A 22676-nucleotide genomic window follows, 5' to 3' on the forward strand; every position below is an offset into this window, starting at 1 on the left:
CCTTCTGTCTTGCTTCGCCGGCGCGGATGCGCGGCTTGTTCAGGAAAAGTCGATTGCCGGGCGGACCTTGCCGGTGCAGCTGCCAAAGCCCACGCGAAAGCCATCGCCCTGCGCGTGGCCGGTGAGGGTCAGCGTGTCGCCATCTTCGACAAAGCTGCGGGTGCTGCCGTCTGCGAGGGTGATCGGCTCCTTGCCGCCCCATGACAGTTCCAGCAGCGACCCGCGCTGCGATTTCTCGGGGCCGGAGATCGTACCGGAGCCGAGCAGATCGCCCGCGTTCATCGCGCAGCCGGAGGAGGCGTGATGCGTCAACTGCTGGGCGGCGGAGTAATACATCTCGCGGTAGTTGGTGCGGGCGATCTCCTCGGCCTCGCCGCCCTCGGGCTGGAGCGTCACGGAAAGGTCGATATCATAGAGACCCGGTTTGCTTTCGCGCAGGTAGGGCAGCAAGTCTTTCTCACGCTCTGGCGTCGAAGTGCGGAACGGCTCAAGCGCGTCACGGGTCACGATCCACGGGGATATTGACGTGGCGAAGGCCTTGGCCTGAAACGGGCCGAGGGGTTGGTATTCCCACGCCTGAATGTCCCGCGCCGACCAGTCGTTCAGCAGGACATAGCCAAAGATCATCTCATCCGCCGCGTCGATGCGGATCAGCTGGCCCATTTCGGTCGAGGTGCCGACGATCGCGCCCATCTCCAACTCGATATCGAGCTTCTGGCAGGGGCCGAAATGCGGCGCTTCGGCCTTGGGGGCTTTCAGCTGGCCGTTGGGCCGCGTGATCTCGGTCCCCGAGACGACGACGGTGGAGGCGCGGCCATTATAGCCGATGGGGATGTGCAGCCAATTCGGCGGCAGCGCGTTCTCGGCTCCGCGAAACATGGTGCCGACATTCGTGGCGTGATGCTTGCCCGCGTAGAAATCCGTGTATTCGGAAACCATCATCGGCATGTGCAACTGTGCTGCGCCCATCGGCACCAGATGGGGCGCCACAGCCGCCTGATCCGGTGCATCAGCGCTGAGGAGTTCGATCAGCCGGGAGCGCAAGGAAGCCCAAGCCGTGGGGCCAAGGTCCATCACATCGTTCCAATAGGGCACATCGAACACCGGCTCTTCGGCGAGGGTGATCAGCCCCTCTTCCTCCAGCGCGGCCATGTCCACGATCTGATCGCCGATGGCCACGCCGCAGCGCGCCTCAAGCTGATTGGTCGAAAAGACGCCGTAGGGCAGGTTGTTCAGCGGGAAATCGGTGGTGGCCGAATTGGCGCTCTCCACCCAAGAGGTCATCAGGGTCATATTGGTCCTTTCGCGGACAGCGGTCACTTCTTGCCCGGGGTGCCGTCGAATTTCTTCTCAAGGCTTTCCCAGCAGTCGATGTAATCGTCCTGCAATGGCGCTTCGCGGGCGGCGAATTCGGTCAGATGCTGCGGGAAGCGGGTCTCGAACATGAAGGACATCGTGTTGTCGAGTTTATGGGGTGCCAACTCGGCATTCGACGCGCCCTCGAATGCGTTCCGGTCCGGCCCATGCGGCAGCATCATATTGTGCAGGCTCATGCCCCCGGGAACGAAGCCCTTGGGCTTGGCGTCGTACTGACCGTGGATATTGCCCATCAGCTCGGACATGATGTTCTTGTGATACCACGGCGGGCGGAATGTATCCTCGGCCACCATCCAGCGGTCGCGGAACAGCACGAAGTCGATATTGGCGGTGCCCTCCACGCCCGAGGGCGCGGTCAGCACGGTAAAGATCGACGGGTCTGGGTGGTCGAACAGCACCGCGCCCACGGGGCAATAGGTGTTCAGGTCGTATTTCACCGGCGCATAATTGCCGTGCCATGCAACCACGTCGAGCGGCGAATGCCCGATCTGGGTCTCATGGAACTGCCCGCACCACTTGATGGTGACGGTGGAGGGCACCTCGCGGTCCTCGAAAGCCGCCACGGGGGTTTTGAAATCACGCGGGTTCGCCATGCAGTTGGCGCCGATCGGGCCGCGTGCTGGCAGATGGAACTTCTGGCCGTAGTTCTCGCAGACAAAGCCGCGCGCGGGGCCGTCCAGCACTTCGACACGGTAGACCAACCCGCGCGGGATGATGGCGATCTCCTGCGGGGCGACGTCCATGACACCCAGCTCGGTGCAAAAGCGCAAGCAGCCCTCCTGCGGGACGATCAAAAGCTCGCTGTCGGCAGAGTAGAAATAGCTGTCCACCATGCTCTCGGTCACCAGATAGATATGGCTCGCCATGCCGACTTGCGTATTCACATCCCCCGCCGTGGTCATCGTGCGCATGCCGGTCAGCCAAGTCAGCGGCAAGTCGGAATGCGGCACCGGATCCCAGCGGTATTGGCCAAGACTGGTTACATCCTGCGGCTGATGCGGTGCAGACTTCCAATAGGGCAGGTCGATCCGCGTGTAGCGCGACGAATGTTTGACCGAAGGCCGGATGCGGTAGCACCACGTACGCTCGTTCTGATGAGAGGGGGCGGTAAAAGCCGTGCCGGACAGCTGTTCGCCATAGAGGCCGTAGTTGCATTTCTGCGGGGAGTTCATGCCCTGCGGCAGGGCGCCGGGCAGGGCTTCGGTTTCGAAATCATTGCCGAAACCCGGCATATAGCCCGGATGCGTGCCCGATGTGGTGGCCGCGGTTGTCATCGTCGATGGCTTGGACTTGCTGGTCATCTGTGCCCCCTTGCAGAATCTGTTACAAGCGTAATAGTTGGAGTTGTAACTAACAAGCGGCGCAGCATGGCGGACGGTGACTTTCAGCTTCAGTTTTTCCTGCCCTACCTGCTGAACCAAGCGGCGGAGGCGTCATCGCTCGAGTTTCAGCAGATCTACAAAAGCCGCTATGGCATGCTGCGCACCGAATGGCGGGTCTTGTTCCACCTCGGCCTCTATGGGCAACTCACGGCAAGCGAGATCGGCCAGCGCGCGCGGATGCATAAGACCAAGATCAGCCGCGCCGTGCACCGCCTGACCGAGCGCCGCTTCGTCACCCGCAGCCGCGATCCAGAGGATCGGCGGGTGGAGCATCTGTCGCTGACCCGACAGGGCCAAGCGGCCTATGACGATCTGCGCGCCGTGGCGCAGCGCTACAATGCCGCGCTGATGGATGCGCTCGACCCTGCCGAGGCGGCGGTGCTGCGGCGGGCGCTGCTCAAGCTGTCGGATGTGGGGCAGGGGGGCTTTACTTAGCCCGTAGAAACCGCCACCGATGGCGCATGACCGATCAGACCAAAGGCCTCTTGCTCACCTTTCTTGGGGTGATGTGCATCGTTCCCGAAGCGCTTTTCGTGCGCGTCATCGACGCGCCGATGCTGACGCTTGCCTTTTGGAAGGTGACCCTCGTGGGCATGGCGATCGGCGCGGGCCTGCTGCTGGCCCAAGGCACCGCCCCCTTCCGCGCCCTCAGCCGCGCCGGATGGGCGAGCGCGATCTACATCGGCGGCGTGGCCTGCGCCGGGGTCGGCTTCGTGCTGGCCGTGCGCCTGACCTCGGTCGCGAATGTGGTCTTCATCCTCGCCTCGCTGCCAGTCTTTGCCGCGATCTATAGTCGGGTCTTTCTGGGCGAGCCGATCAGCCGCCGCATGTTCTTTACCATCGCGGCGGTGCTCGCTGGCTTGGCCGTGATCGCCTTCGGCTCGGGCGAGACCGAGAATGCCTCGCGCGCGGGCGATCTGCTGGCCCTGTCGATCTCGGCCATCTTCGCCGGAGCGCTGACAGCGGCGCGCCATGCGCGCGCAGTGTCGATGGTGCCCGCGGTGGCATTGGCCTATCTGCTGGCCGGGGCGGTGCTGCTGCCCGTGGCGCAGCCGCTGCACATGCCCACCGCAGAACTGCCGCAGATGCTGCTCTACGCGGCGTTCATGGCTGCCAGCGCCGGGCTCATCGCGCTTGGCCCGCGCTATATTTCAAGTGCGGAAGTGGGCCTGCTCGTTTTGTTGGAATCCGTGCTGGCGCCGCTGCTGGTCTGGGCGGTGCTGGGCGAAGACCCAGGGATCTATGCGTTGATCGGCGGGGGGATCGTCGTGGGCGCGCTGTTCCTGTCGAACCTCATCGCCCTGTCGCGCCGCCGCCGGGTCGTGCCCCCGCTGCCGCGCCACTAGGATCAAAAGTCGGGGCTGACGCCCGGCAACTCCAACGCCTTGATCAGCTCACGCAACTCCTGCCGCGCGGCGATGTTCGAGATATTGAGCTGTTTCACGCCAATATCCTTGAGGTCCAGCAAGGTCAGACCGCGCGGGAAAAGCTCCCGAAAGATCACCCGCTCATTGAACCCCGGCGCGGTGCGGAACCCGATCCGCTTGCTGAGGTTGTTGATCGCGCGCTCCATCTTCTCCTTGTTGACCATGCGCTGCGCGCCCAAACGGTTGCGCACCACGATCCAATCGATCGCCGACAGCCCGGCCTGCGCCCTGAGCTGCCGCGCGTTCCAAACCATCTCGGAATAGACGGAGGGGCCGGTGATCTTTTCGCCATTGGCATCGATATGGGCCAAAAGATCAAAGTCGATGAAACTGTCGTTCAGCGGCGTGATCAATGTGTCCGCCAGCGAATGGGCCACCTGACTGAGCCGCGTGTGCGATCCGGGGCAGTCGATCAGAATGAAATCATTGTCTGGCTCCAGCGCCGCCACGGCGGCGCTGAGGCGATGGTCATACATGTTCTCGCCGGGGCGCAGGCTGCTGGCCTCCACATCCGGCAATTCGCAAAGCGTCGGACTGGCCAGCGTCAGGCCGGACTCGCGCATGAAGGCCCGGCGGTTCTCGATATAGCGCCCAAAGGTCCGTTGCCGCAGGTCGAGGTCCAGGCCGCTGACCTTATGGCCAAGCCGCGCCAGCGCCGTCGCCACATGCATGGAAACGGTTGATTTGCCCGCGCCGCCTTTTTCGTTACCGACGACGATAATATGCGCCATACTGCTGTCCCTTCGCGCCTGCCCTTCAAGACAGGATATTGTTGAGCCGCACTATATGTAGGGTTCACGCCTTTGGAAAGTGGCGAGGCCGCTTGTTCAGCCCGACCGTGGCAGCCCTGCCGCGTTTGGACATCGCGCACATTTGCGCTATTTTCACCGCTTCAGGCGCCGTGTAACACCGCGCCTTACCGCGCGCCGCGCACCCCAACGAACCGCTCAAGCAAGGCCTCCCCATGCCAGATCACCACCCCACCACATCGAAACAGACAACAGTCCGCGGCGTGCTGCCGTCTCTGGGCATGGTGATCGCGGAATTCGCGCTGGTTTGCCTGCTGGTGGCGCTGGTGCCGGTGACGGTCTACCTCGATACGGCCGTTCTGGGCGAGGGCGTCACCGAAGACTCGCTGACCGAACATATGCACAACACCCTGTTGGCCATCGCGGCCGGGATTTTCATGATGGGCGCTTATCAACATGTGGGCATGCGGGGGTATCTCACGCTGGCGGCCACGCTCTTCGCCTGCATGTTCCTGCGCGAATATGACGCCGCGCTGGACCGTATCCAACACGGGTTTTGGATCTACCCCGCCCTCGTGACACTGGCGGTGGGCAGCTTCATCGCATGGCGCAATCGCGGCACCACGCTGCTGCCCATGCTGCACCACCTGCAAACCCGCTCCGCCACATTCGTCTATATCGGCGTGGTGCTGCTGCTCTTCTTCTCGCGGATTTTCGGCACCGGCGCCCTGTGGGAGGCCGTCATGGGCGCGGCCTATGACCCGCAAATCAAAACCACCGTCCAAGAGGGCACAGAACTGCTCGCCTATCTGCTAATCGCCTATGGCGCGGTACTGTCCCACCTGCACGGCTACGGCGCCCAGGCCGCCCTACAAGAACGCCGCCTCTAAGCAGGCCCCGACACGCGCGCCGCTATCCTCCGGCGCGCACCCCCTTCCACTTCATCCTTTTGAAAATACCTCCACACCGCCTGCCAAACACGCCCGGTCTCGGACCCATCCCCCAAAACGCAAAAGGCGCGACCCGCAGGGGCCGCGCCTTAATCTCGCAATGTTGGTAAGGCTTAGAAGCCCAGACCTGCGTATTTGTTCTTGAACTTCGACACGCGGCCGCCGGTGTCCATGATGCGGCCAGTGCCGCCGGTCCAGGCAGGGTGCACGGAGGGGTCGATGTCGAGCGACAGCTGGTCGCCTTCTTTGCCCCATGTCGATTTCATTTCCACAACGGTGCCGTCGGTCATCTTGACGTTGATGATGTGGTATTCGGGATGTGTATCGGTTTTCATCGACCAGTCCTTTATGCGTTCGCGCCGGAAAGCGGCTTATAGTGGACGTTTTCGGCGATCCGTGCGGATTTGCCGCGACGGCTGCGCAGGTAGTACAGCTTGGCACGACGCACGCGACCACGGCGCACGACGGTGATGCTGTCGATGTTGGTCGAATGCAGCGGGAACACACGCTCCACGCCTTCGCCAAAGGAAATCTTGCGCACGGTGAAGGACCCGGCGATGCCGTGACCGTTCTTGCGCGAAATGCAGACGCCTTCGTAGTTCTGCACACGGGTGCGGGTGCCTTCGGTGACTTTAAAGCCAACACGAACGGTATCACCGGCACGGAAGTCGGGGATCTCGTTCCCCAGTTCGGCGACTTGTTCCGCCTCGATCTCTGCGATCAGGTTCATCTGACCATTCTCCTATGATGTTCGCGGTATTCCACGAAATTATGTCGCGACCCAGAGCTTCGGGTTCTATCGGGCAGCGCCGCAATCGTTTCCGATCAAGGCCCCCCGCCGGAGGTATCGTCGTCATTACTTAGTTTTCTGCGTTAAACGCAAAGCACCGGAGCCGCCAAAGCGATTCCGGATGCGCGGGGTATAGGGGGCAAAAGCGATAGGATCAAGGGGGCTGTGGCCACCTTGATCCTCTGTGTTTCAGACCTCTGCGCGCTGTCGCGTCAGGCCAGCGCGATCACGCCCAAGACAACGAGCAGGAACAGCACCAGCACGATGCCGATCAGCACTTTCGCCCCGGTCATCGCGGCACCCGATACGCGGCCAAAGCCCAAGAGCGCTGCAACGGCGGCGACGATCAACAGAATAAGAATAAGTTCAAGCATTTGGATTCTCCCTCCGATATGGGAGATCAACGCGCCGCGCAGGGGCGGGTTCCGTATCGGGGCGCGGGCTCAATCCTTGCTCTCGAAGGCGGCCCACATGTCGGGGCGGCGTTTGCGGGTCAGCTCTTCGGCCTGCGCCTGACGCCATTTCGCAATCTCGCCATGGTTGCCCGACATTAGAACGGGCGGAATCTCGCGCCCTTCCCATTCGGCGGGGCGGGTATATTGCGGATGTTCCAGCAGGCCCGAGGCGTGGCTTTCCTCTTCGATGCTCTCGGCGTTGCCCAGCACGCCGGGCAAGAGGCGCACAGTGGCGTCGATCATCGCTTGGGCGGCCAACTCGCCCCCCGTCATGACGAAATCGCCCAGACTAACCTCGGTGATGCCGAAATGCTCGATCACCCGTTCGTCGACCCCCTCGAATCGCCCGCAGAGCATTGTCACGCCCGCGCAGCTTGCCAGATCGCGCGCCATGGCCTGATCGAACCGCCGCCCGCGCGGCGACATGTAGAGGATCGGCCAGCGCCCATGGGCGTGGCTTTGCGCGCGCGCCAGCGCCGGGCCGACCACATCGGCGCGCATGACCATGCCCGCCCCGCCGCCTGCGGGGGTATCATCGACATTGCGGTGCTTGCCGATGCCGAAATCGCGCAGGTCATGGGTGTGCAATTGCCAACGCCCTTCATGCAGCGCTTTTCCGGTCAGGCTGGCGCCCAGCACACCGGGGAAGAGATCGGGAAACAACGTGACGATCCGGGCCTGCCAGACATCAGCGTAATCGGGCGCGTCTTGCATCAGGGCGCGGGGTTTGAGGCTGGGGCGTGCGCTTTGACGTCCGTGAGAGCGGGTGGGTTTCATGCGGTTCCTGCCTGTTGCAATAGAGCGGTCTTGGCGCGCCGGCGCGCCTCGGGGTCATCGGCGTGTTGACGGTTGGCGTCAAGCAGAGCCTGCAAAAGTTCCGCAGGCAAGCGCTGGTTCTCGGGCGGGGGCACGGTCATCTGCGCCAAGACCTCAGGCGGCAATGCGCAAAGGTCTAGAAGGGGCGTAGCGGGGCCGAGCGGCAGGTCGCGGCAGGCCTCCAGCCGCGCGTGATGCACCGGGCAGGGCAGACGCCGGGCAATCGTTTCGGCCACCGTATCCAAATCTGCCGCTGGGGCGTAACGGGCTGTGAAAGTGGCAAGGTCGAGCGTCATGGAGGAGGCTTTGACATGCTCCCAATAGGCCGAAGCGATCCAATCCGCCGGATCGCGGGTCGAGAGGTAAACCATGATCTCCGCCCGGGGGAAACGGCGGCGCAGGCTGCGGGTAAAGGTCTCCAGCAACACGGGCGCAGCGCTGTAGTCGGCCAGATCGCCACGTCCGGGCATGTGACCGGCCAGTTCCTCGGCCGAGAGGATCAGCGTCCGGCGCGGCATCCGGGGCAGGGCGTCGAGAAGGGCGTCGAAGCGGTATTCGGCCTTGAGCCGCGTGAGCGGATCGCGCCATGTGGAATAGCCGCGCGCGGCATGCAGCAGGTCTTTCATCTGCCAGCGCAGGCGCAGGGCGACATGGGGTTTCAGCAGGGCGCGGTTGGCGCGCAAAGTGGCTTGAACGGAACTGGTCCCGGTCTTGTGAAAGCCGGGATGCAGGATGATCCGGCGGGGCATCATCCGGCTCCGGTCTCAGCCATCCTTGCCCTCGGGCAGCACGCCCAAAGGCGGGTCGGCGATGATCCGACCGGAGGCGAGATCGACCGTCGGCACGGCGGCTTTGGTGAAGGGCAGGAAGGTGGTGGCCGAGGTGCCTGCAAGTTGCAGTTCCAACAGATCGTCCGCCCCGTGGTTCTGCACGGTTTTAACGCGCCCCAGCAGCACGCCGCCGGTGTCATAGACCTCAAGCCCGATGAGATCGGCGTGGTAGAATTCGTCATCCGGCAGGCCCGGCAATTGATCCCGCGCGGCAAAGAGCGAGACACCGCGCAGATCGTCGGCCTCTTCCTTGGTGGTGATTTCGGCGATGCGCGCGGCAAAGCCGTTTTTGACCGGGTGCAGCAGGGCGAGGGTGAACTGGCGGCTGCCGTCCTCGGTGCTCAGCGGGCGGTAGTTTTCGATGTCTTCGGGCACGGCGCAGTAGCTTTTCACGCGCACTTCGCCGCGCACGCCATAGGCGCCCGCGATGGCACCGACGCAGATCAGGTCTTGGTCACTCATTGCAACAACTCCGAATTCACGCAGATCGTCCCGGTCCATTCACCGGCCCCGGCCTTGCATTCATCCTGCATTAACTGCCGATCATAGCGGATGCCAAGGACAAAGCCGAGCACGAGCACGGACAGAAGGAACAGTAGCTTTCTCATTAGCGGGTCTCGACCTTGAGGCGGGGGGCGCGGGTCTCCCAACCCTTGGTTTCCAGTTCCGGCGTCAGGCTGTTTTCCTCGGGCCAGCCCATACAAAGATAGGCCACCAGCGACCAGTCCTCTGGCACCGCAAGGTCACGGTTCAGCCGGGCGGGGTCAAGCACCGAGACCCAGCCCAGCCCGAGGCCATGAGCGCGGGCGGTGAGCCATAGGTGGGTGATCGCCCCCACCACCGAATAGCGCCGCATCTCGGGCATGGTGCCCGCGCCGAGGCCGCTGCCCTTTTCGGTGCTCTCATCACAGTAGATCGCCAATTGCTCGGGCGCGTCGCTCATCCCCGAGAGTTTGAGCCCGGCATAGAGCGCGGCCTTTTCACCATCGTATCCGGCGAGGGCGCGGGCATTGGCGGATTGGAAATTCTCAAGCGCGGCTTGGCGCGCGGTGTCGGAGGCAACGCGGATGATCCGCCAGGGTTCCGACAGGCCCACAGAGGGGGCGAGGTTAAAACTGTCGAGGCAGCTTTGCATCAGCGCCTCGTCCAGCGGGTCTGTGCGAAAGCGGCGCACGTCGCGCCGCCATCGCATCAGGTCGTGCAGCCCGGCACGGAAGTCATCAGAGAATGTATCCATGCCGGGCGCTCGAAGCTTATTCTGCGGAAGCTTCTTCGGCAGGGGCGTTGGCAGCTTCGGCAGCGGCAGCAGCCTTGTCGGCTTTCTCCTGCGCGCGCTCTTGGGCTTTCTTGCCCGGTGCGCCCTTCTTGGGGTTGTTACGCTCGGTCTTTTCGCGGATGCCAGCGGCTTCCAGCATGCGAACCACGCGCTCGGTCGGCTGGGCGCCTTTGGCGATCCATTCCTGAACCTTTTCAACGTCCATTTTCACGCGGTCTTCGCTGTCTTTCGGCAGCAGCGGGTTGTAGGTGCCCAGCTTCTCGATGAAGCGGCCATCGCGCGGCATGCGGCTGTCGGCGGCCACGATACGGTAGAAGGGGCGCTTTTTGGAGCCGCCGCGGGCGAGACGAATTTTCATTGCCATGGTGTTTAATCCTTTAGGTTGGTTGGGGGGACGGGAGGCCGTCCTATTCTTGGTGGGTTTTGTGGTGCCGAATGACTTCGGCGATGATGAAGTTCAAGAACTTCTTGGCGAAGACGGGGTCGAGGTCCGCCGCTTCCGCCAAATCTTCGAGCCGCTCGATCTGGGCCGCCTCGCGGGCCGGATCGGAGGGGGGAAGGTCGTGCGTGGCCTTGAGTTTCCCCACGGCCTGCGTGTGTTTGAACCGCTCGCCCAGCGTATAGACGAGGATCGCGTCGAGCCGGTCGATCGAGGCGCGGTGCTCTTTCAACAGCTCGGCGGCGCGGGCAGCGGTATCTGTGGTGGTGTCGGTCATTTCTTCTTCCCGAAACCGCTGAGGCCGCCGGGCAGGCCCATGCCGCCGCCGAGGCCACCGCCCATGCCACCCAGACCGCCGGGCAGCTTGCCGCCCATCTGCTTGGCCGCCGCTTCCAGCGCCTTGGGGTCCATCTGGGAGGGTTCCATGCCGCCGGGCATGCCGCCCTTGCCCATCATGCCCTTCATGGCCTGCTTGAGCATACCGCCTTTGCCCATCTTGCCCATCTTCTTCATCATGTCGGACATCTGGCGGTGCATCTTCATCAGCTTGTTGAGGTCAGAGACCTCCATGCCGGCACCCTTGGCGATACGCTTCTTGCGGCTGGCCTGCAGCAGGGCAGGGTTGGCGCGCTCTTTCTTGGTCATGGACTGAATGAGGGCGATCTGCTGCTTGAGGATCTTGTCGTCGAAACCGGCGTCTTCGACCTGTTTCGCCATTTTCCCCATGCCGGGCATCATGCCCATCATGCCCTGCATGCCGCCCATTTTGATCATCTGTTCAAGCTGCATCTTGAGGTCGTTCATATTGAACTGACCCTTGGCCATGCGCTTCATCATCTTCTCGGCCTGTTCGGCCTCGATGGTTTCCTGCGCCTTTTCGACCAGCGCCACGATGTCGCCCATGCCGAGGATGCGGCCCGCGATACGCTCGGGCTCGAAGGTCTCAAGCGCGTCCATCTTTTCGCCCAGACCAACGAATTTGATCGGCTTGCCGGTCACGGCGCGCATCGAGAGCGCAGCACCGCCACGGCCATCGCCGTCCATCCGGGTCAGCACGACGCCGGAGATGCCGATACGCTCGTCAAAGTTCTCAGCCGTGTGCACGGCATCCTGACCGGTCAGGCCGTCGACGACCAGCAATGTTTCACGTGGATTGGCCACGTCGCGCACGGCTTCGACTTGGCTCATCAACTCTTCGTCGATGGACAGGCGGCCCGCGGTGTCGAGCATATAGACGTCATAACCGCCCAAGCCCGCCTGCGTTTTGGCGCGTTTGGCGATTTGCACCGGGCTTTCGCCCTTGACGATCGGCAGCGTGTCGACGCCGATCTGCGTGCCGAGGATCGCCAATTGCTCCATCGCCGCGGGGCGGTTCACGTCGAGCGAGGCCATCAACACGCGCTTGCCGTCGCGGTCTTTCATGCGCTTGGCGAGTTTTGCGGTGGTGGTCGTCTTACCGCCGCCCTGCAGGCCGACCATCAGGATCGGCGCGGGCGGGCTGTCGATCTTGAGCGAACCGGGTTCGCCTTCGCCTTTCAGCACGTCGATCAGCGCGTCATGGACAATCTTGACGACCTGCTGGCCCGGTGTCACCGATTTGGTCACCGCTTGGCCTGTGGCCTTTTCCTGCACCGTCTTGACGAATTCACGCGCCACGGGCAGCGAAACGTCCGCTTCCAACAGGGCGACGCGCACTTCGCGCAGGGCGGTCTTGACGTCCTCGTCGCTGAGCGCGCCTTGTTTGGTCAGGCGGTCAAAGACACCAGAGAGCCGTTCGCTAAGATTTTCAAACATGGGCACAGGGCCTTTCGGGTCGGTTGCACTTGCCCCTATCTAAGGACGCGCGCGAAAATGCACAAACGCCCCAGTGGGCGCAACGCGCTGACTGGGGGCGATCCCGACGACAAGCCGGGACCGGAAGGCAATGCTTCCGGAGATTGGGTGGCGTTTACGCGCTGCGGGGCTGTGAGTCAAGCCGCGTGGGGTGGCTGGCGAAAGGCCGCCACGCAAAAGCCGCGCCCCCGGTGTGGGGACGCGGCCGATTTGGAGGAGAGGGCGGGGCGCTTAGGCCGCGTCGCGCAGCGCGTCGATCTGCGCATGGGCGCGGGCGATGGTGCCTTCGGCGTCCACGGCCAGCTGGTCCGCTGCGACGAAGGTCACATCAGTGATGCCCAAAAAGCCCAGCACAAAGCGGAGGTAGCCGCTGGCGAAATCGGCGGCGGAATCGATGCCTGTCCCGCCCGAGGCGAAGGCCACGATGACGCGTTTGTTCTCCAGCAGCCCTTGGGGGCCGTCTTCGGTGTAGCGGAAGGTCACGCCGACGCGGGCGATCAGGTCAATCCAGGCTTTGAGCGAGGCGGGAATGGTGAAGTTGTAGATCGGCGCGCTGATCACGATCGTATCGGCGGCCTGCACTTCGGCAACCAGTGCGTCGGACAGGGCGAGGGCTTCTTGATCCAGTTCGGTGCGCTCTTCTTCGGGTTTCACCCGGGCGCTGGCCCATGTCGAATCGATCAGCGGCAGGGGTTCGCTGGCGATGTCGCGGGTGACGACGTCGCTGTCGCCCAGGGTTGCGATGATCCGGTCCGTCAGTTGGCGGGTGACGGAGTTTTCGCGGTTCACCGAGGTTTCGATGCGCAATGTGGCCATGGTGTTGATCCTTGTTCCAAGGGTAAATCTGATGCCATGGAATTGGCCATTGTGCTCGCGAACGCAACTGCCAGAATGAGCGTGACCATGTTCGTAAATGCACAAGTCGGGAAGGCGAGGTGAACAATGGACAATTGGGATGAGATCAGGACCGCCTATCAGGTCGCACAGCTTGGCACCGTCAGCGGCGCGGCAGAGGTGCTGGGCGTGCATCATGCCACCGTGATCCGCCATATCGACGCGCTGGAGGGGCGGCTTGGCGTCAAGCTGTTTCAGCGCCATGCACGCGGCTACACGGCCACCGAAGCGGGGGAGGACCTGCTGCGGGTGGCGCGGGCGACGGACGACCAGTTCAGCCAATTGGCGGGGCGGATCAAAGGGCGCGGCAGCGATGTTTCGGGGGAGTTGGTGATCACCTCGCTTGATTTCCTCGCCCCGCAGCTTGCGCCCTTGCTGACCGAATTCCAACGACAGAACCCCGAACTTGTGGTGCGCTATCTGATCGGAGACCGTTTGTTTCGGCTGGAATATGGCGAGGCGCATGTCGCCATCCGTGCCGGGGCCGCGCCGGATCAGCCCGACAATGTGGTGCAGCCCTATGCGCAGCTGGCGGTGGGGGCCTATGCCAGCCGGGACTATGTGGCGCAGTACGGCATCCCGCAGGGGCCGGAGGATTACCACAAGCACCGTTTCATCGCCGCCGACAACCGAGACAGCCGCGCGCCCTATCACAAGTGGCTTTGGGCCACGGTGCCGGAGGAAAGCGTGGCATGGCGCAGCACCAGCGGTGCGGCGCTGGAGGCGGCGCTGCGGGCCGGGGCGGGGATCGGCGGTTTGCCCGCTGCCATGGGGCGCAATGATCCGCAATTGGTCGAGATCCACGCGCCGCGTCCCGATTGGGGCAGTGCGCTGTGGTTGGTCACCCATGTCGATCTGCACCGCACCAGCAAGGTGCAGGCGGTGCTGCGGTTCCTCAAAGAACATGCCGAGGATGCGGTCGCATGTCCCGAATAAGCGCCGCGGCGCAGGGGCATCTGGCGATGCTTTGCTTCTCGGCTCTGGTGGCCGGTTCATTCTCGCTCGGGGCGCAGGTGGCGAATGAGATCACGCCGACGGTGCTGAACGCCGTGCGTTTCGCCTTGGCGACGGTTTTGGTCGGGGCTTTGGCATGGGGGCGGGGCGATATCAGCCGGGCGGGCTTTGCGGCACCTTGGCGCTATTTCGTGCTGGCGGGGCTCTTCACGCTCTACTTCGTTTTGATGTTCGAAGGGTTGAAGACCGCGCCCCCGGTGGCCGCGGCGGCGGTCTTTACCCTCGTGCCGGTCATGGCGGCGGGGTTCGCCTGGCTGCTGATGCGGCAGGTCATGACGCCGCGCATGGCGCTGGCGCTGGCCATCGGCGGGGCGGGGGCGCTTTGGGTGATCTTTCGCGGCGACCTTTCGGCGCTTCTGGCCTTCGACATCGGGCGGGGGGAGGCGATCTATTTCGTCGGCTGCATCAGCCACGCGCTCTATACTCCGATGGTACGCAGGCTGAACCGTGGCGAGAGCGCGGTGATGTTCACCTTTGGCACCCTGTTGGCGGGCACGGTGCTTTTGGGGCTTTACGGCTGGCAAGACCTCCGCGCGACCGATTGGAGCGCTCTGCGCCCCTTGGTCTGGATCACCATTCTATATGTCGCGGTTTTCGCCACGGCGGCCACGGTGGTTCTGCTGCAATTTGCGGCGCTGCGGCTGCCTTCGGCCAAGGTCATGGCCTATACCTATCTCACGCCCAGCTGGGTAATCCTGTGGGAGTTGGGCTTTGGCAATGCCCTGCCGGGGGCGCTGGTCTGGGGCGGGGTGCTGCTGACGATCCTCGCGCTTTCGCTGCTGCTGCGCGCGGATGGCGAAGAAAAGTCATAAAAATTCAAAAAGTTGCGGAATCGGCGGAACCTAAGCGCGGCGCCCGGCGTTGGGGCGTGAATTAACAGTGAAGGACACCACCATGCGCAGTATTATTTACCTGATCGGGTTGATCGTCGTGGTTTTGGCTATTTTGCGTTTCGCATTCGGCGTCATCTGACCGTCGATTGATCCTCCCCTTGTCTTATTTACCTCGTGGCAAGGGGGGATCACTCTATCTATATAATCTTCACCTACTCTGACCCTGAGCGCATCTCGCCTTCGCTGCCCTCAGGCAGTTCGATCTCCAAGAAACGCTCGAAGGCATCAAGGTTCACCGGCTCGAATTGCCCGAACCCCTGCATCCAGACCGACGCATCGCGCAGCGCATCCGGTTCCAGTTTGCACCATTTCACCCGCCCCTGCTTTTCCTGACTGATCAGCCCCGCCGCTGTCAGCACGCCTAAATGTTTCGAGATCGCCGCAAGCGACATCTCGAAGGGCTCGGCGACATCGGTCACGGCCATATCATCCTCCAGCAGCATGGCGAGGATGGCGCGACGTGTGGGGTCGGCGAGGGCGGCAAACACCTGATCGAGGTCTTGGGTCATACGCTTGAATAGCGCGGGGCGCGCGTAGGCGAAAGCGGGCATTGCGGCTAACTTAACCGCTGAGTTGAATAACCCTTCGGCGCGATTTCCGTGGGATTTGCCGGGCCCATTTCAAGTGCCAGCGGGCACCGCCTACCGTAAGCCCTTGTAAACTAATAAAAACCCGCGGCGGCCAAGGTTGTTGACTCTAACCCGCCCTGACAGTAGCACCGCAGCAGATATTCCTAAGGGGATTTTGGTGTGACCAGCCCGGACCAACGGCAGCAGATGGAGCAGCTTGAGGCCAAACTGGCAGCTGCGAAAGAGCGCGGCGCACCCAAGCCCCGAGCGGATGAGCATTATTCTCAGGCCAATATGGCATGGCGGATGGTGATCGAACTTGTGGCCGGTCTTGGGATCGGTTTCGGCATCGGATACGGGCTTGATGTGCTCTTTGGCACGCTGCCCATCTTCATGGTGCTATTTGTAATGCTGGGCCTTGCGGCGGGGGTGAAAACGATGCTCCGCACCGCTGAGGAAATCCAGGGTAAACAACAGGCCGAACCGGCCGAACAGGATACGCCCCATTCGGGCAAGGACGAGGGAGCCTGAGATGGCAACAGAGACACACGGCGCTGAAACAGGCGGTCTGGAATTCCACCCGATGGACCAGTTCATCGTATCGCCGCTCTTTGGCGACGATGCTTCCGTTGCTTGGTACACCATCACCAACGCGACCTTCTGGATGGCGCTGGCGGTTCTGGCCACTTTCGCGATGCTCGTTCTGGGCAGCGCGCGCCGCTCGGTCGTTCCGGGCCGCATGCAATCGGTCGCCGAACTGGCCTATGGCTTCATCCACAAGATGGTCGAAGACATCTGCGGCAAAGAGGGGCTGAAGTTCTTCCCCTATATCATGACCCTGTTCATGTTCATCGTCATGGCCAACTTCCTCGGCCTGATCCCGACAGCCTTCACCCCCACCGCGCATTTCTCGGTGACCGTGGTGCTGGCGCTGGCGGTGTTCATCACCGTGACCGTCGTCGGCTTCGTCAAGAATGGCGCCGCGTTCCTAAGCCTCTTCTGGGTGTCCTCGGCGCCTCTGGCCCTGCGCCCCGTGCTGGCGATCATCGAACTGATCAGCTACTTCGTGCGCCCGGTCAGCCACTCCATTCGTCTGGCGGGTAACGTCATGGCGGGCCACGCGGTGATCAAGGTTTTCGCCGGTTTCGCCGCCATCGCTGTCATCTCGCCCGTTTCGGTCGTCGCGATCACCGCGATGTACGGTCTCGAAGTGCTGGTGGCCTTCATTCAGGCCTATGTCTTCACCATCCTGACATGCGTGTACCTCAAGGACGCGCTGCACCCGGCACACTAACAACCCCAACAACGGCGGGGCTTCCCGTCAAAGTTTTAACTTCCAATCGTAAGGAGATACCCCAATGGAAGGTCAACTCGCACATATCGGCGCAGGCATCGCAGGTCTCGGCACAGGCATCGCAGCCCTGGGTGTCGGCAACGTTGCCGCCAACTTCCTGTCCGGCGCACTGCGCAACCCCTCGGCAGCCGCAAGCCAGACAGCGACCCTGTTCATCGGCATCGCGTTTGCAGAAGCTCTGGGGATCTTCTCGTTCCTCGTCGCTCTGCTGCTGATGTTCGCTGTCTAAGCTCTCGGAACTGTAATCCTTACGAGCGGGCAGGCGCGCATCGCCGTGTCTGCCCGGCTGTAACGGCAAAGTTTCCAAGGAGAAGCCACGATGGCAACTGTAACAACCAGCGACGGGCTGGCCGACGCGACCGGCATTGCGACCCATGCTGCCGAAACGCCGGGCATGCCGCAGCTGAACTTCGATCACTGGGGTAACCAGATTTTCTGGCTGATCCTGGCGCTGATCGCCACCTACCTGATCCTGTCGCGCGTGGCTCTGCCTCGTATCGGTGCGGTTTTGGCTGAACGCCAAGGGACCATCACCAATGACATCGCGGCTGCCGAAGACCTTAAGGTCAAGGCACAGGAAGCCGAAGCCGCCTATGACAAGGCCCTGATCGACGCCCGTGCCGAGGCACAGCAGATCGTGGCTCAGGCAAAAGCGGACATGCAGGCTGATCTGGATGCCGAAATGGCCAAGGCCGATGCCGAGATTGCCGCGCAAGTGGCGGAATCGGAAAAAGCCATCGCCGAAATTCGCGCGGGCGCCATGGACAACGTACAAGCCGTTGCCAAGGACACCGCCGAGGCCCTCGTCGCCGCTCTGGGTGGCACGGCCGATACCGCAACCGTCAGCGCTGCCGTCGACGCGCGGATGAAAGGATAAGCCATGACCAAATCCATGCGTCTGACACTTTCGACCCTGCTCGCCGGTCTCGCCGCTTCGCCGGCGCTTGCCGCCACGGGGCCGTTCTTTTCGCTGCGCAACACCGATTTCATCGTGTTGCTGGCCTTCCTGCTGTTCCTTGGGATCCTGATTTACTTCAAGGTGCCAACGCTTTTGATCGGCATGCTCGACAAACGCGCCGACGGCATCAAGACCGAGCTGGAAGAAGCCCGCGCCCTGCGTGAAGAAGCGCAAACCCTGCTGGCCTCTTATGAGCGCAAGCAGAAAGAGGTGCAGGACCAAGCGGACCGGATCGTGTCTTCTGCCAAGGAAGACGCCCGTCTCGCCGCCGAACAGGCGCGGGCGGATATGGCCAAGTCGCTTGAGCGTCGCATGGCCGCCGCGAAAGACCAGATCAGCTCGGCCGAGGCCGCCGCTGTGAAGGAAGTCCGCGACCAAGCCGTGACCATCACCGTGGCCGCTGCGCGCGACGTGATCGCCAAGCAGATGACCGCCGCACAGGGCAACAAGCTGATCGACGAAGGCATCGCCCAAGTCGAAGCCAAGCTGCACTGAACCAGCGCCTTATAGATTTTTGAAAGCCCCGGCCTCGCCGGGGCTTTTTCTTTTGCGTTAGGCTTTTGTTAACTCTGTGGAGGCAGGGTTGAGCCATGCAGTTGCTCGTTATCATTGCAATGTTGATTGGCCTCGCGGCCTGTACGGTGCCCAGTCGGGAGTTCCGGGGGCTGCCGGCGCAGCGGATCACCGTGGAGGGGTCGGTGTTCGATGTCCGCGTTCGAGGGGAGCGGGCAGAGGCGGTGCGGGTAAACACCCAATACGCGCCGCGCTTTGGCCCCATCCGCGCGCGGGCCGGGCGCGCGATGGCGCTTGTTAGCGACTGTGAGGTGAAGGAGGTTCTGGGCGATCAGGCGCTGGCGCTTGGGGTGCTGGACTGTGACTAGCCCGGACTCTGTATTGCGGCATCGCATGAGGCGAGGGCGCGGAATGGGCGAAGCGAGCTATCGACCCGCTCCAACCGCGTGCCCGACAGGGCAATCGCGCCGATCAAGACAATATCTTGAGGATAACCGCCGACCTCCCCCTCTCCCTTGGGGCTTTTGATTGACTCGGACCCATGCCAAACGGCAAGTTCGCCGCTCAGGCGAGAATCAATCACGGCAGGGCTAACTTGCGCTTTTCCAAACTCAGATTAACCGGCTTCAAAAGCTTTGTGGACCCGACCGACCTCGTCATTTCCGACGGGTTGACCGGGGTCGTGGGGCCGAACGGCTGTGGCAAATCCAACCTGCTCGAAGCGCTGCGGTGGGTGATGGGCGAAAACCGCCCGACCGCCATGCGCGGCGGCGGCATGGAAGATGTGATCTTCGCCGGTGCCTCCTCCCGGCCCGCACGCAACTTCGCCGAAGTGGCGCTGCACCTCGACAACAGCGACCGGTTGGCGCCTGCGGGGTTTAACGAGCAAGACGCGCTTGAAATCGTCCGCCGGATCACCCGCGACGTGGGCAGCGCCTATAAGGTGAACGGCAAGGATGTACGCGCCCGCGATGTGCAAATGCTTTTCGCCGATGCCTCGACCGGGGCGCATAGCCCCGCTTTGGTGCGGCAGGGGCAGATTGCCGAGTTGATCAACGCCAAGCCAAAAAGCCGCCGTCGCATTTTGGAAGAGGCCGCTGGCATCTCGGGTCTGTATCAGCGCCGCCATGAGGCCGAGTTGAAACTCAACGGGGCGGAACAAAACCTCGCCCGCGTAGACGATGTGGTTGAACAACTGGCCGCGCAATTGGCCACGCTGGCCCGGCAAGCCCGGCAGGCGGCGCGGTATCGTGAGATTGGCGAAGCATTGCGCCATGCCGAGGGCTTGTTGCTGTATCGCCGCTGGCGCGAAGCCGATGAGGCGCGTGCGAAGGCCGAGGGGGAATTGCGTGCTCGCGTCGCCGCCACGGCAGAGGCCGAAGCGCAGGTGCGCCGCGTTGCCGAAGGGCGGGAGGAAGCCGAAGCCGCCTTGCCACCCCTGCGCGAGGAAGAGGCAATTGCGACTGCGATTCTGCAACGTCTCACCACGCAGCGCGACACGCTGACCGAGGAAGAGGCGCGTGCGGCCTCGCTGATCGAGACCCTGACAGGCCGCATTGCCCAGCTGACCCGCGACATCGAACGCGAAGGCGGGCTGAACCGCGACGCGGAAGAAACGATCGCGCGCCTCGAAGAAGAAGCGGAAGACCTCGCCAAGGCGGACAAGGGGCACGACAGCGCGGTTGAGGCGGCGGAACAGGCCGCGCGGGAGGCAGCCGAAGTCTTGCAAACCCGCGAGGCCGATCTTTCGCAGCAGACCGAAGACGTGGCCCGTTTGGCGGCGCGCCACAGTTCGGCGGAACGCCTGCTTCAGGACAGCCGCAAGACGTTGGAAAAGTCGGAAGCCGAGGCTCGCAAGGCCCGCGATGCGGTGGCGCAAAGCCAAGCGACCCTCGACAAGGCCGGGCTAGATTTCGCGGCGGCTGAGAAGGCCGAAGCCGCTGCCGTCACCGCCTCGGCGGCGGCGGATGGCGCCCTTTTGGTTGCCGAAGAGACCCGCGCCGACACGCAATCGCGCGAGGCCGAGGCCCGCGCGGAACGCTCTGAGGCGGAGGGCGAGGCCAAGGCCCTGCGCGCCGAGGTTGGCGCGCTGGCGAAATTGGTAGAGCGTGACAGTGCCGAAGGCGGGCAGGTTCTCGACCGGTTGCAGGTGGAACAGGGCTTTGAGAAAGCGCTCGGCGCGGCCTTGGCCGATGACCTGCGCGCGCCTGAGGTGGAGGCCGATCGCCCCTCGGGATGGGCGCATTTGCCGAGCTACCCGGAGCCGCAGCCGCTACCCGCCGGGGCGACCCCGCTCACGCAGCATGTCACCGTGCCGCAGGTGCTAGAGCGCCGGATGGCCCAAGTCGGACTCGTTGACGCCGAAGCGGGCGCGAAGGTTCAGGCGCAGTTGCAGCCGGGGCAGCGCTTGGTGTCGAAGGAGGGGGACCTCTGGCGGTGGGACGGTTTCCGCGCGATGGCCGAAGATGCGCCCTCGGCGGCCGCGCTGCGCTTGCAGCAGTTGAACCGGTTGGAAGTGCTGAAACAGACGCTGGAACAGGCCAGCACCCGTGCCGATGCCGCGCGGGCGGCGCATGAGACCCTCCAGCAGCAATTGGCCGAACAGGCCGAGGCTGACAAACGGGCCCGCGAGGCGCGGCGCGATGCCGACAGGCAAGTCGCCGAGGCGGGCCGCGCGTTAAGTCGGGCGGAGGCAGATCGCAACCTCGCCCAAAGTCGGTTGGAATCCCTCGGCCTAGCCGTGAAACGCCATGAGGAAGCTGCGATCACCGCGCGGGCCGAGGTGATGGACGCCGAGCGCACGCTGGCGGGCTTGGATGACCTCTCCGCCGCCCGTGCGACGGTCGAGGATGTCCGCATGACGGTCGAGGCGTCGCGGATCACCATGATGTCGCGCCGTTCGGCCCATGACGAATTGCGCCGCGAGGGCGAGGCGCGCAGACGGCGGCTGCAAGAGGTCGCGAAAGAGGTCAGCGGCTGGCGGAACCGCTTGGAAACGGCGGGCAAGCGCAGCGCTGAATTGGTCGAGCGCAAGACCGCATCGGAGGCCGAATTGGCCGAGGCGAGCGCCGTTCCGGCGGAGATTGCGGCGAAGCGGGAAGACCTGTCGGGCGCGATCACCTCTGCCGAAGCCCGCCGCGCCCATGCTACGGAAACGCTGGCCGCCGCGGAAGCCGCATTGAAAGCCGCGACGGATGCCGAGCGCGACGCGGAGCGGAAGGCCTCGGATGCGCGGGAGGCCCGTGCCCGGGCCGAGGCCCGCAGCGATGCCGCCCGTGAAACGGTGACCCATGCGGCGGAACGCATTCAGGATGAACGACAGAGCACGCCCGAGGCGCTGCGCGATGCGCTCGATGTCGAGACGGATCAGATTCCACCGGTGGAAACGCTTGAAGAGGACGTAAACCGGTACAAGCGGCAGCGGGATTCCTTGGGCGCGGTGAACCTGCGCGCCGAGGATGATGCGAAAGAAATACGCGAAGAGCACGAAGCGCTGCTGACCGAGAAGGCCGATCTGGAAGAGGCGATCAAGACCTTGCGCAGCGGCATTGCGGGCCTCAACCGCGAGGGGCGGGAGCGGCTGTTGACCGCCTTTGATCAGGTGAACGCGAATTTCTCGATGCTGTTCACCCATCTCTTCGGCGGCGGTGAGGCGAACCTTGTGATGGTCGAAAGCGACGATCCCTTGGAAGCCGGGCTGGAGATCATGTGCCAGCCGCCGGGCAAGAAGCTGAGCACCCTTAGCCTGCTGTCGGGTGGAGAGCAGACATTGACCGCGATGGCGCTGATCTTTGCCGTCTTCCTCGCCAATCCGGCGCCGATCTGTGTGCTGGATGAGGTCGACGCGCCGCTTGATGACGCAAATGTGACCAGGTTCTGTGATCTGCTGGATGAGATGTGCCGTCAGACCGACACGCGCTTCCTGATCATCACGCACCATGCGGTGACGATGGCCCGGATGGACCGGCTCTTTGGCGTCACCATGGCGGAGCAGGGGGTGAGCCAATTGGTCTCTGTTGATTTGAAAAAGGCGGAAACGCTGGTCGCGTGAAGGTGGGAGACGCCGGTGACTTGGACCGGCCCTTAAAGCGGGTGCGCATCAGTTTGTCGCGGGCTTTCGTGGCCGTTGGACAGGTGGTGTGAGCCGTATGGCCCGG

General features: G+C 63.4%; 28 protein-coding genes. 12 read left to right on the forward strand and 16 right to left on the reverse strand.

What is annotated here, in order from left to right:
* Positions 1-39 precede the first annotated feature (39 nt).
* Together fahA and hmgA are read right to left on the reverse strand one after the other, a co-directional pair.
* Positions 40-1293, reverse strand: a complete 1254-nt coding sequence (gene fahA, locus ACGYK9_RS12925; protein ID WP_394411294.1) for a fumarylacetoacetase — start codon at positions 1291-1293, stop codon at positions 40-42.
* A 23-nt stretch (positions 1294-1316) separates the two neighbouring features.
* Entirely contained in the window at positions 1317-2678 is a 1362-nt protein-coding gene (gene hmgA / locus ACGYK9_RS12930) for a homogentisate 1,2-dioxygenase (RefSeq protein ID WP_394411297.1), read from the reverse strand.
* Between the two features lie 66 nt (positions 2679-2744).
* Between hmgA and ACGYK9_RS12935 the strand changes: the two genes are divergently transcribed.
* Both ACGYK9_RS12935 and ACGYK9_RS12940 read left to right on the forward strand, forming a co-directional pair.
* Entirely contained in the window at positions 2745-3194 is a 450-nt protein-coding gene (locus ACGYK9_RS12935) for a MarR family winged helix-turn-helix transcriptional regulator (RefSeq protein WP_394411300.1), read from the forward strand.
* Positions 3195-3220: 26 nt separating this feature from the next.
* Positions 3221-4105: a DMT family transporter gene (locus ACGYK9_RS12940; protein ID WP_394411303.1), complete on the forward strand. Its 885-nt coding sequence runs from the start codon at positions 3221-3223 to the stop codon at positions 4103-4105.
* A 2-nt stretch (positions 4106-4107) separates the two neighbouring features.
* On the opposite strand, the gene ACGYK9_RS12945 is transcribed toward ACGYK9_RS12940, so the two are convergent.
* Positions 4108-4917, reverse strand: a complete 810-nt coding sequence (locus tag ACGYK9_RS12945; protein WP_271688345.1) for a division plane positioning ATPase MipZ — start codon at positions 4915-4917, stop codon at positions 4108-4110.
* 233 nt (positions 4918-5150) lie between these two features.
* Between ACGYK9_RS12945 and ACGYK9_RS12950 the strand changes: the two genes are divergently transcribed.
* Positions 5151-5825, forward strand: a complete 675-nt coding sequence (locus ACGYK9_RS12950; RefSeq protein ID WP_209216530.1) for a hypothetical protein — start codon at positions 5151-5153, stop codon at positions 5823-5825.
* Between the two features lie 173 nt (positions 5826-5998).
* Here ACGYK9_RS12950 and rpmE read toward each other — a convergent pair whose 3' ends face one another.
* From rpmE to ACGYK9_RS13010, 12 genes are all read right to left on the reverse strand, one after another.
* Positions 5999-6220, reverse strand: a complete 222-nt coding sequence (gene rpmE / locus ACGYK9_RS12955; RefSeq protein ID WP_067262252.1) for a 50S ribosomal protein L31 — start codon at positions 6218-6220, stop codon at positions 5999-6001.
* 11 nt (positions 6221-6231) lie between these two features.
* Entirely contained in the window at positions 6232-6615 is a 384-nt protein-coding gene (gene rplS, locus ACGYK9_RS12960) for a 50S ribosomal protein L19 (protein ID WP_394411306.1), read from the reverse strand.
* A gap of 272 nt (positions 6616-6887) precedes the next feature.
* On the reverse strand, positions 6888-7049 hold the full coding sequence (locus ACGYK9_RS12965) for a DUF1328 family protein (protein WP_082849512.1): 162 nt from the start codon (positions 7047-7049) through the stop codon (positions 6888-6890).
* Positions 7050-7118: 69 nt separating this feature from the next.
* The gene (gene trmD / locus ACGYK9_RS12970; protein ID WP_067262246.1) at positions 7119-7907 is read right to left on the reverse strand and encodes a tRNA (guanosine(37)-N1)-methyltransferase TrmD; all 789 of its coding nucleotides are present in this window, start codon (positions 7905-7907) and stop codon (positions 7119-7121) included.
* Entirely contained in the window at positions 7904-8695 is a 792-nt protein-coding gene (locus tag ACGYK9_RS12975; RefSeq protein ID WP_394411310.1) for a hypothetical protein, read from the reverse strand. Before ACGYK9_RS12975 ends, trmD begins: the two co-directional genes overlap by 4 nt.
* 15 nt (positions 8696-8710) lie before the next feature.
* Positions 8711-9238, reverse strand: a complete 528-nt coding sequence (gene rimM, locus ACGYK9_RS12980) for a ribosome maturation factor RimM (protein WP_271688341.1) — start codon at positions 9236-9238, stop codon at positions 8711-8713.
* Positions 9235-9384 carry a hypothetical protein gene (locus ACGYK9_RS12985; RefSeq protein ID WP_169306052.1) on the reverse strand — a complete coding sequence of 50 codons (150 nt, stop codon included), beginning with the start codon at positions 9382-9384 and terminating at the stop codon, positions 9235-9237. The genes rimM and ACGYK9_RS12985 overlap by 4 nt, the downstream gene beginning before the upstream one ends.
* Positions 9384-10013: a 5,6-dimethylbenzimidazole synthase gene (bluB, locus tag ACGYK9_RS12990; protein WP_394411313.1), complete on the reverse strand. Its 630-nt coding sequence runs from the start codon at positions 10011-10013 to the stop codon at positions 9384-9386. Before bluB ends, ACGYK9_RS12985 begins: the two co-directional genes overlap by 1 nt.
* Positions 10014-10029: 16 nt before the next feature.
* Entirely contained in the window at positions 10030-10416 is a 387-nt protein-coding gene (gene rpsP / locus ACGYK9_RS12995; RefSeq protein WP_067262240.1) for a 30S ribosomal protein S16, read from the reverse strand.
* A 43-nt stretch (positions 10417-10459) separates the two neighbouring features.
* Positions 10460-10768, reverse strand: coding sequence for a chorismate mutase (locus ACGYK9_RS13000; protein ID WP_174860573.1), 309 nt, complete (start codon positions 10766-10768; stop codon positions 10460-10462).
* Positions 10765-12285, reverse strand: coding sequence for a signal recognition particle protein (gene ffh / locus ACGYK9_RS13005; RefSeq protein ID WP_394411322.1), 1521 nt, complete (start codon positions 12283-12285; stop codon positions 10765-10767). Before ffh ends, ACGYK9_RS13000 begins: the two co-directional genes overlap by 4 nt.
* Before the next feature lie 270 nt (positions 12286-12555).
* On the reverse strand, positions 12556-13140 hold the full coding sequence (locus ACGYK9_RS13010; RefSeq protein WP_394411325.1) for an FMN-dependent NADH-azoreductase: 585 nt from the start codon (positions 13138-13140) through the stop codon (positions 12556-12558).
* 126 nt (positions 13141-13266) lie between these two features.
* On the opposite strand from ACGYK9_RS13010, the gene ACGYK9_RS13015 reads away from it, so the two are divergent.
* Entirely contained in the window at positions 13267-14154 is an 888-nt protein-coding gene (locus ACGYK9_RS13015; protein ID WP_394411328.1) for a LysR family transcriptional regulator, read from the forward strand.
* Positions 14142-15044 carry a DMT family transporter gene (locus ACGYK9_RS13020; RefSeq protein WP_394411331.1) on the forward strand — a complete coding sequence of 301 codons (903 nt, stop codon included), beginning with the start codon at positions 14142-14144 and terminating at the stop codon, positions 15042-15044. The genes ACGYK9_RS13015 and ACGYK9_RS13020 overlap by 13 nt, the downstream gene beginning before the upstream one ends.
* A gap of 233 nt (positions 15045-15277) precedes the next feature.
* Here the strand turns inward: ACGYK9_RS13020 and ACGYK9_RS13025 are convergent, their stop codons facing one another.
* Complete coding sequence (locus tag ACGYK9_RS13025; RefSeq protein ID WP_394411393.1) at positions 15278-15634, reverse strand: ArsR/SmtB family transcription factor; 357 nt, start codon at positions 15632-15634, stop codon at positions 15278-15280.
* A gap of 240 nt (positions 15635-15874) precedes the next feature.
* Here ACGYK9_RS13025 and ACGYK9_RS13030 point away from each other — a divergent pair, with 240 nt between their 5' ends.
* The 7 genes from ACGYK9_RS13030 (at position 15875) to smc (ending at position 22570) form a co-directional block, all read left to right on the forward strand.
* Positions 15875-16225, forward strand: coding sequence for an AtpZ/AtpI family protein (locus tag ACGYK9_RS13030; protein WP_394411334.1), 351 nt, complete (start codon positions 15875-15877; stop codon positions 16223-16225).
* Position 16226: 1 nt separating this feature from the next.
* Positions 16227-16988, forward strand: a complete 762-nt coding sequence (locus ACGYK9_RS13035) for a F0F1 ATP synthase subunit A (RefSeq protein WP_067260637.1) — start codon at positions 16227-16229, stop codon at positions 16986-16988.
* A gap of 64 nt (positions 16989-17052) precedes the next feature.
* Complete coding sequence (locus ACGYK9_RS13040) at positions 17053-17277, forward strand: F0F1 ATP synthase subunit C (RefSeq protein ID WP_007118046.1); 225 nt, start codon at positions 17053-17055, stop codon at positions 17275-17277.
* A gap of 90 nt (positions 17278-17367) precedes the next feature.
* On the forward strand, positions 17368-17925 hold the full coding sequence (locus ACGYK9_RS13045; protein ID WP_136720208.1) for a F0F1 ATP synthase subunit B': 558 nt from the start codon (positions 17368-17370) through the stop codon (positions 17923-17925).
* A gap of 15 nt (positions 17926-17940) precedes the next feature.
* A complete protein-coding gene (locus tag ACGYK9_RS13050) occupies positions 17941-18501 on the forward strand; it encodes a F0F1 ATP synthase subunit B (protein ID WP_394411396.1) in 561 nt (186 codons plus the stop codon).
* Positions 18502-18596: 95 nt separating this feature from the next.
* A complete protein-coding gene (locus ACGYK9_RS13055; RefSeq protein WP_394411337.1) occupies positions 18597-18887 on the forward strand; it encodes a hypothetical protein in 291 nt (96 codons plus the stop codon).
* 227 nt (positions 18888-19114) lie between these two features.
* Positions 19115-22570 carry a chromosome segregation protein SMC gene (gene smc / locus ACGYK9_RS13060; protein ID WP_394411340.1) on the forward strand — a complete coding sequence of 1152 codons (3456 nt, stop codon included), beginning with the start codon at positions 19115-19117 and terminating at the stop codon, positions 22568-22570.
* Positions 22571-22676: the final 106 nt, after the last annotated feature.

It is taken from the genome of Sulfitobacter sp. 1A15258 (assembly GCF_043557045.1).
GTDB lineage: Bacteria > Pseudomonadota > Alphaproteobacteria > Rhodobacterales > Rhodobacteraceae > Sulfitobacter > Sulfitobacter faviae.

Bases quoted from the DNA above. Each gene is read 5' to 3' on its own strand.
- fahA (WP_394411294.1), bottom strand. From the start codon at position 1,293: ATGACCCTGATGACCTCTTGGGTGGAGAGCGCCAATTCGGCCACCACC.
- hmgA (WP_394411297.1), bottom strand. From the start codon at position 2,678: ATGACCAGCAAGTCCAAGCCATCGACGATGACAACCGCGGCCACCACA.
- ACGYK9_RS12935 (WP_394411300.1), top strand. From the start codon at position 2,745: ATGGCGGACGGTGACTTTCAGCTTCAGTTTTTCCTGCCCTACCTGCTG.
- ACGYK9_RS12940 (WP_394411303.1), top strand. From the start codon at position 3,221: ATGACCGATCAGACCAAAGGCCTCTTGCTCACCTTTCTTGGGGTGATG.
- ACGYK9_RS12945 (WP_271688345.1), bottom strand. From the start codon at position 4,917: ATGGCGCATATTATCGTCGTCGGTAACGAAAAAGGCGGCGCGGGCAAA.
- ACGYK9_RS12950 (WP_209216530.1), top strand. From the start codon at position 5,151: ATGCCAGATCACCACCCCACCACATCGAAACAGACAACAGTCCGCGGC.
- rpmE (WP_067262252.1), bottom strand. From the start codon at position 6,220: ATGAAAACCGATACACATCCCGAATACCACATCATCAACGTCAAGATG.
- rplS (WP_394411306.1), bottom strand. From the start codon at position 6,615: ATGAACCTGATCGCAGAGATCGAGGCGGAACAAGTCGCCGAACTGGGG.
- ACGYK9_RS12965 (WP_082849512.1), bottom strand. From the start codon at position 7,049: ATGCTTGAACTTATTCTTATTCTGTTGATCGTCGCCGCCGTTGCAGCG.
- trmD (WP_067262246.1), bottom strand. From the start codon at position 7,907: ATGAAACCCACCCGCTCTCACGGACGTCAAAGCGCACGCCCCAGCCTC.
- ACGYK9_RS12975 (WP_394411310.1), bottom strand. From the start codon at position 8,695: ATGCCCCGCCGGATCATCCTGCATCCCGGCTTTCACAAGACCGGGACC.
- rimM (WP_271688341.1), bottom strand. From the start codon at position 9,238: ATGAGTGACCAAGACCTGATCTGCGTCGGTGCCATCGCGGGCGCCTAT.
- ACGYK9_RS12985 (WP_169306052.1), bottom strand. From the start codon at position 9,384: ATGAGAAAGCTACTGTTCCTTCTGTCCGTGCTCGTGCTCGGCTTTGTC.
- bluB (WP_394411313.1), bottom strand. From the start codon at position 10,013: ATGGATACATTCTCTGATGACTTCCGTGCCGGGCTGCACGACCTGATG.
- rpsP (WP_067262240.1), bottom strand. From the start codon at position 10,416: ATGGCAATGAAAATTCGTCTCGCCCGCGGCGGCTCCAAAAAGCGCCCC.
- ACGYK9_RS13000 (WP_174860573.1), bottom strand. From the start codon at position 10,768: ATGACCGACACCACCACAGATACCGCTGCCCGCGCCGCCGAGCTGTTG.
- ffh (WP_394411322.1), bottom strand. From the start codon at position 12,285: ATGTTTGAAAATCTTAGCGAACGGCTCTCTGGTGTCTTTGACCGCCTG.
- ACGYK9_RS13010 (WP_394411325.1), bottom strand. From the start codon at position 13,140: ATGGCCACATTGCGCATCGAAACCTCGGTGAACCGCGAAAACTCCGTC.
- ACGYK9_RS13015 (WP_394411328.1), top strand. From the start codon at position 13,267: ATGGACAATTGGGATGAGATCAGGACCGCCTATCAGGTCGCACAGCTT.
- ACGYK9_RS13020 (WP_394411331.1), top strand. From the start codon at position 14,142: ATGTCCCGAATAAGCGCCGCGGCGCAGGGGCATCTGGCGATGCTTTGC.
- ACGYK9_RS13025 (WP_394411393.1), bottom strand. From the start codon at position 15,634: ATGACCCAAGACCTCGATCAGGTGTTTGCCGCCCTCGCCGACCCCACA.
- ACGYK9_RS13035 (WP_067260637.1), top strand. From the start codon at position 16,227: ATGGCAACAGAGACACACGGCGCTGAAACAGGCGGTCTGGAATTCCAC.
- ACGYK9_RS13040 (WP_007118046.1), top strand. From the start codon at position 17,053: ATGGAAGGTCAACTCGCACATATCGGCGCAGGCATCGCAGGTCTCGGC.
- ACGYK9_RS13045 (WP_136720208.1), top strand. From the start codon at position 17,368: ATGGCAACTGTAACAACCAGCGACGGGCTGGCCGACGCGACCGGCATT.
- ACGYK9_RS13050 (WP_394411396.1), top strand. From the start codon at position 17,941: ATGCGTCTGACACTTTCGACCCTGCTCGCCGGTCTCGCCGCTTCGCCG.
- ACGYK9_RS13055 (WP_394411337.1), top strand. From the start codon at position 18,597: ATGCAGTTGCTCGTTATCATTGCAATGTTGATTGGCCTCGCGGCCTGT.